This window comes from Calothrix rhizosoleniae SC01 (assembly GCF_900185595.1).
In the GTDB taxonomy this organism is placed as follows: Bacteria; Cyanobacteriota; Cyanobacteriia; order Cyanobacteriales; family Nostocaceae; genus Calothrix_A; species Calothrix_A rhizosoleniae.
The window spans coordinates 1-6,478 of record NZ_FYBH01000112.1 but is presented as its reverse complement, the minus strand read 5'-3'; the positions used below and the strand labels follow the sequence as shown (position 1 = coordinate 6,478).

General features: G+C 41.2%; 6 protein-coding genes and 1 pseudogene. 3 read left to right on the top strand and 4 right to left on the bottom strand.

Annotation, left to right across the window (positions count from 1 at the left end; genetic code table 11):
• A partial coding sequence (locus tag CALSC_RS06250; protein WP_143288174.1) for a (2Fe-2S)-binding protein occupies positions 1–280 on the bottom strand: 280 nt, incomplete at its 3' end.
• 496 nt (positions 281–776) lie between these two features.
• Between CALSC_RS06250 and CALSC_RS06240 the strand changes: the two are divergent.
• Positions 777–971, top strand: a pseudogene (locus tag CALSC_RS06240) (putative toxin-antitoxin system toxin component, PIN family); the annotation flags it as partial.
• A gap of 137 nt (positions 972–1,108) precedes the next feature.
• Here the strand turns inward: CALSC_RS06240 and CALSC_RS06235 are convergent.
• Together CALSC_RS06235 and CALSC_RS26935 are read right to left on the bottom strand one after the other, a co-directional pair.
• Positions 1,109–2,410, bottom strand: a complete 1,302-nt coding sequence (locus tag CALSC_RS06235) for a dihydrolipoamide acetyltransferase family protein (RefSeq protein WP_088240529.1) — start codon at positions 2,408–2,410, stop codon at positions 1,109–1,111.
• A gap of 76 nt (positions 2,411–2,486) precedes the next feature.
• Positions 2,487–2,645 (bottom strand): hypothetical protein, encoded by a 159-nt coding sequence (locus CALSC_RS26935; protein WP_200817580.1) that lies wholly within the window; start codon positions 2,643–2,645, stop codon positions 2,487–2,489.
• A gap of 166 nt (positions 2,646–2,811) precedes the next feature.
• Between CALSC_RS26935 and CALSC_RS06230 the strand changes: the two genes are divergently transcribed.
• The gene (locus tag CALSC_RS06230) at positions 2,812–3,315 is read left to right on the top strand and encodes a hypothetical protein (RefSeq protein ID WP_143288173.1); all 504 of its coding nucleotides are present in this window, start codon (positions 2,812–2,814) and stop codon (positions 3,313–3,315) included.
• Positions 3,316–3,585: 270 nt separating this feature from the next.
• Here CALSC_RS06230 and CALSC_RS06225 read toward each other — a convergent pair whose 3' ends face one another.
• Positions 3,586–3,897 (bottom strand): hypothetical protein, encoded by a 312-nt coding sequence (locus CALSC_RS06225; RefSeq protein WP_088240527.1) that lies wholly within the window; start codon positions 3,895–3,897, stop codon positions 3,586–3,588.
• Positions 3,898–4,063: 166 nt separating this feature from the next.
• On the opposite strand from CALSC_RS06225, the gene uvrB reads away from it, so the two are divergent.
• Positions 4,064–6,064, top strand: coding sequence for an excinuclease ABC subunit UvrB (uvrB, locus tag CALSC_RS06220; RefSeq protein WP_088240526.1), 2,001 nt, complete (start codon positions 4,064–4,066; stop codon positions 6,062–6,064).
• Positions 6,065–6,478 lie beyond the last annotated feature (414 nt).

The following is a 6,478-nucleotide window of genomic DNA, read 5'->3' as shown; positions in this document are numbered from 1 at the left end:
GAGGGTTAATAAATGCCTCCTGTACTGGATGAAGAGTATCCCCTGTTGCCAAGCCTTCAATGGTGATAATATCTTTATTTTCCTGCATTACTGCCAGGGTGAGACAGGAATAAACTCGCTGACCATCAATTAAAACAGTGCAGGCTCCACACTGTCCATGATCGCACCCTTTTTTACTACCTACTAATCCTAAGTATTCTCGTAGAGAATCTAGGAGTGTTACACGTGGTTCAATGGACAGAGTATGCTGTTGACCATTGACAGTAAGAGTCACATTCATCAGTTTGTTAAGCTACTGTTTGCTGTTAGGGCTAGTTCTTCGACCTAGTGTACAGGTTTTCTCTGAATGTTTTACAGTTATTGCAAAATATTTAACATCAACAATACTGTAGCCAAATTACGAGGGGTGAACTTAAGCTCAATCAAAAAGGTCTTATTTGTAGTGAATATTTTCCTGGTTTATGGTTAGCTCAATTAGCTTTACTTACAGGATACTTAGTCCAAGTATTAGCAATTTTACAACAGGGATTACAATTTTCTGAACATCACAACTTTGTCAACAAAATAACTGAGAATAAGGGTGAAGGGACATGCTGAGGATTTTTTGGTTCAGTTGGCAGAATTATCAGAGTTAAGGGTTAAAGGCTAAAATAGTAGTCACACTCGTAACTACATTGTTAGGAGATAATGATGCAAACCTTAAAGTTACGCAAAATTGGTAATTCAGTAGGAGTGACATTAGCACAGAAAGGAGGCAATAATTTCTAGAAAATTTAACAGAAAGTGTTCATTTTATTGAAGTGAATGAACAGGTTCATGAATGCCGAAACTCAAAATATAATAAATATTTGGAATTAGCAGTTAGTGGTCAAGTAGAGTGTATTGTTACCGGAGATGATGATTTGCTAGTGCTAAATCCTTGGAGGAGTATTGAGATTCTAAATGTTAAAGAATTTTTAGTTTCTAAGTAGGGCTTGCTGAAAAAGTCCTACTTAATAATCATGAGAAAGGGCACGGCACCTTTACAATTCCTCGGCGAGAGTAAAGATTGTAGATGCCGTGCCCCTACGGGATGATTATCTTTTCTATGACGTAAAGTTTTACACCATTACATTGTTAAAGATTGGGGATTGGTTTCAATCAACTTGGCTAAATCTTGTAAGAATGCCGCAGCCGGAGCACCATAAATAATTCGGTGGTCACAGGTCATATTTACCTGCATTTGTCGCCGCACACCAAACATACCATCCTCTGTGGCGACAACTTGAGGATGGGATGCACCGATCGCAATAATAGAACCTTGTCCGGGGGGAAGAATCGCATCAAATCTATCCACACCAAACATTCCTAAGTTGGATAGGGTAAATGTACCAGTACTGTACTCTTCTGGCTGTAACTTTTTCCCTCTTGCCTTATTTACCAAGGATTTCCAATTGCGCGATAGAGAATAAATATCCAATTGGTCAGCATTTTGTAATACTGGGGTAATTAATCCACCATCATCCATAGCTACAGCTACAGCAATATTAATTGCAGAAGGGTAGACAATTGCTTGGTTTGAATAGGCGGCATTGATAATGGGATGCTTTTGCAAAGTGACTGCTACTGCTTTTGCTAGTAGAGCCGTCATAGTTACACCCTTAGATTTAATTTGCTTATATAACTGATCCAAGGCATCGGTAGTAATTGTGTAACCGACATGAATAATTGGTACGGATAGGCTAGCAACCATATTCCGCGCCACGGCATTTTGCAAGGTATTTAAAGGTACAGTTTGACCAGCTACGGCAGGGACTACGGGTGTGGTTGCGGGGGCTGGTGCTGTGACTGGGGTGGTTACTGCTGCTGGTACAACAGGGGTAGTTGGCTGTGTAGTCTTTGTAGTCTTACCAACAGATGCTTCCACATCACCCGCCACAATACGACCGTAAGGACCGCTACCACTTAGATTAGTTAGATCTACTTTCAACTCCTTAGCCAACTTCCGGGCACGGGGAGAAGCCACAATTCTTCCAGAACCCTGGGAGCCATTAGAGCCATTTTCAACCACTGCGACTGGTGAGCCAGTAGGTATTGGAGCTGCTGGAGAACTGCTTGTACTAGCAACAGGTGTGGGTGTAGAACTTGCCAAAGTTTTTGCCTGAGCGATCGCCGTTTCAATTTCGGCTTCAGTTTCTGCCAAAAGCGCGATCGCCGCCCCCACTCCTGCACTTTCACCTGCTGGTACTATAATGTTTGCCAGATATCCTTCATAGAAGGATTCTACATCCATATCTGCCTTATCTGACTCCACAACCACAACTGTTTCACCCTTTTCTACCTTGTCTCCAGGCGATTTTTCCCAGGATACAATTTTACCTTCGGTCATGGTGGAACTGAGTGCGGGCATGAATATTTCGTGAATGCTCATAGGGAGGTTTGGCGAATCGACAATTGATAGAATTTAACGGCTAGTGCCAGATTGAATTGTATCTTGACTACCAAGTTTATGGTTGACAGTTAATAGTTATTTCTTCCCTCCATCCCTCCATCCCTCCATCCCTCCATCCCTCCATCCCTCCATCCCTCCATCCTTCCATCCCTCCTTCCCTCCATCCTTCCTCCACTCCTCTTCCCTGACGGGCGGAACTATCTTGAAACTTCATGGTCTACTTATTTGTATTTCTTATCAACGATCCCATAATGGAAAAGATTGAGCCAAAAGCAAGAAGTAAAAGTGTTACTCCTCAATCTAAAATACGACCAGATAACTAAACTGTTTGCAATAACTTTTTACATTTTATGTCGGCAAAGTCTAACATATTAATACTTGTGATAATAAGTATCTTTGCCATAGTTGCCGGTGGCTTACGTTTTATTAATCCTCAGCCATCGACACAAATAGATACTTCAAAATCCCGGCAACAGCCAAACTTACCTGCTGCTATACCAATCGGTCGTGTTGTGGCACACACCAATGAAGAGAAGTATACAAGCATACCTCTAGACAGGATCAAATATTCGCGGCAAGGAACCAATCCGGAAGTACTTGCCATGAATGCTTTCTACAACATCAAATTGAAAAGCAAAATACACAAAATAGAGGTAATTTATCCTCGACCAAATCAAGCTTTAGTCACAATTACGCAAATCAGACCTGTGGGGGATAACATGGAAGTGATGAAATATCGGGCTAGATTGTCAACTTTCGGGCGATCACTCTTGGTAAGTTCACCACCTCTATGGCAAATTGTCTGGGCTGGTTACAAAAAGCAGTGTTGGCATAGTCCCTTACAAAAAGGTATAAAAAAAACTTCTGTTAGTTATGCCTGCTAGTACAACCAAGCAACAGCTGTACTAAATCATTAAACAATTTAAGATTTCCGGACTGGAGAAATTTACCCCTATTTTTTTAATCCTGGGTATACAAAATCAATTGTGTGAGGAGTTTATCTGATTTTGTATTGCGGGTTAATTAATCAGTCTGTGAATGAATCACTGAATAATTACTAAAATTACAATCCTAAACACAAAAATCATTTTTTCTCTAAGGGGAAAAACCAATAATTGATTTAACCCCTCAGTACTACCTTCCCAACAAAAAAATTATTCTTCTTGCTTTTCCTCTTGTCCTTCTACTGCCTGCTCTGGCTGTTCTTCAGAGATTTGCTCTGATTCAATTTCTGGTTCTTCTGGCTCTGGCTCTGCTTTGGCTTGCAGCTTGGGAGGCTTGGGAGGACGTGCTAAAGCAGGATTCACAGGTGGTTTAGATTCCTCCTCAAAGGATGATTTCTTGCTTTTTCCCTTAAATTTTTTCCGATTTGATTTTCGAGAAGGTGTGGAAGTCAAATTGTCAGAATCACCCTCACTATTGGCTTTAGGCTGACGCTCAGATTTTTTTATTGGACGTTCTACCATTGTTAATTTATGTGAATTTATTTGTATGATACATGGCTTTCTTGCTTATGTATGACCTTTAAAGGCAATGTTCCCCAGAAAAATTGCGATCGCATCTACACTAATCATCTCAGTTATCCCCCACAAATCCGCTACCATACAATAGGGATTGACAACGGCGAGAGTTATGAAGGAATTTTGTCTGCAAGCACCTTTTGTACCTACAGGTGATCAACCTCAAGCGATCGCTCAATTAACAGCCAGTATACAAACTGGGAATCGCTTCCAAACTTTGCTGGGAGCAACTGGTACGGGAAAAACTCACACCATAGCGAGAGTGATTGAGAAGGTTGGGAGACCAACTTTAGTATTGGCACATAATAAAACCCTGGCGGCACAATTATGTAATGAGTTGCGGGATTTCTTTTCTCACAACGCCGTAGAATATTTTGTCAGCTATTACGATTATTATCAACCAGAAGCTTATATTCCTGTCAGCGATACCTATATTGAAAAAACCGCGTCAATTAATGATGAAATTGATATGTTGCGTCACTCCGCCACCCGATCCCTATTTGAACGGCGGGATGTGGTGGTAGTCGCTTCTATTAGTTGTATTTACGGCTTGGGAATGCCCTCAGAATACTTGAAAGCAGCCATTCCTTTACAAGTAGGGTTGGAAGTGAACCAACGGCAAATTTTACGGGCTTTAGCGTCGGTGCAATATAGGCGTAACGACATGGAAATGGGTAGGGGAAGGTTTCGGGTACGGGGGGATGTACTGGAAATTGGCCCAGCTTATGAAGATCGGATTATTCGGGTGGAATTTTTTGGGGATGAAATAGACGCGATTCGTTATTTAGATCCGGTGACAGGGGAAATTCTTACCAGTCTGGAAGCGGTGAATGTTTACCCAGCACGGCACTTTGTCACCCCAGAATCACGGCTAGAGTCAGCTTGTCATGATATTGCGGCGGAATTAAAAATACAGAAGTCCCAGTTAGAAGCAGCTGGTAAATTAGTAGAGGCACAACGCATAGATCAGCGCACCCGCTACGACGTAGAAATGTTAAGGGAAGTGGGGTATTGTAATGGTGTAGAAAATTATTCCCGCCATTTAGCTGGAAGACAAGCTGGAGAACCGCCAGAGTGTTTGATTGATTATTTCCCTAAGGATTGGCTGCTGGTAATTGATGAGTCTCACGTCACTGTCCCTCAAATTCGCGGCATGTATAATGGCGATCAAGCCAGAAAGAAGGTTTTAATTGATCATGGCTTTCGTCTCCCTTCCGCAGCAGATAATCGTCCCCTCAAGGCTGAGGAATTTTGGCAAAAGGTGAATCAGTGTATCTTTGTGTCTGCGACTCCCGGAGATTGGGAGTTAGAAATATCTGAAGATAATATTGCTGAACAGATTATTCGCCCTACAGGAGTTCTTGATCCAGAAATTATGGTTCGTCCCACAGAAGGACAAATTGATGACTTGCTGGGTGAAATTAAAGATCGATGCGATCGCCAGGAGAGGGTATTAATTACGACTCTAACTAAGCGCATGGCAGAGGACTTGACGGAGTACCTGGAAGAAAATGGGATTCGGGTGCGATACTTACATTCTGAGATTAACTCCATTGAACGGATTGAGATTTTACAAGATTTACAGGAAGGTAAATTTGATGTACTAGTAGGTGTAAATTTACTCCGGGAAGGATTAGATTTACCAGAAGTTTCCCTAGTAGCGATTTTGGATGCAGATAAAGAAGGATTTTTGCGTGCAGAACGTTCCCTGATTCAAACCATTGGTAGGGCAGCTCGTCACATTCGAGGACAAGCGATTATGTATGCAGATAACCTCACCAATAGCATGGTCAAAGCCATTGATGAAACTGAAAGAAGAAGGGGGATTCAAATTGCATACAACAAGATGCATGGGATTACACCCAAACCCATTGTCAAGAAATCTAGTAATTCGATTTTATCTTTCTTATCAATCTCCAGAAGGTTAAATAATCAAGACTTACAAGTTGTAGATGAACACCTTGACGATATTTCCTTAGAGCAAATTCCCGACTTAATCATGCAATTGGAAACCCAGATGAAAACAGCAGCCAAGAACCTAGAATTTGAATCAGCTGCCACATTCCGCGATCGCATTAAAAAATTACGGGATAAACTAGTGGGACATGATTAACATACTCACAATATATAAATACGCAATGATGTTAAGACATTGCTGAAGGCTCAAACTTATGATTAGTAATCTGTCCCATAAAATATGATAGATTTTCTATCACACCCGCCTAGGACTATAAGTCCCAGTCTAATAGTAAAAGTCATATGAATATGACTATAAAACTAGTTATCAGAACTAATGGGACAGATAGGTAGGGCTTGCTGAAAAAGTCTTTTGGTGAGGGTAGGGAGTAGGGAGTAGGGAGTGGGGAGTAGTTACAGCCTCTTTATTTATATTCTTTTTGCCAGAAAAAAATAACCGATGCAAGGATTTTAAACTTAAAATCCTAATTTCCTTGCACGCCCCTCCCCAATAAAATAGCCTCAAAGCATTGATAAATCAACATTTTTCAGTTATTCAGCAGACCCTAGG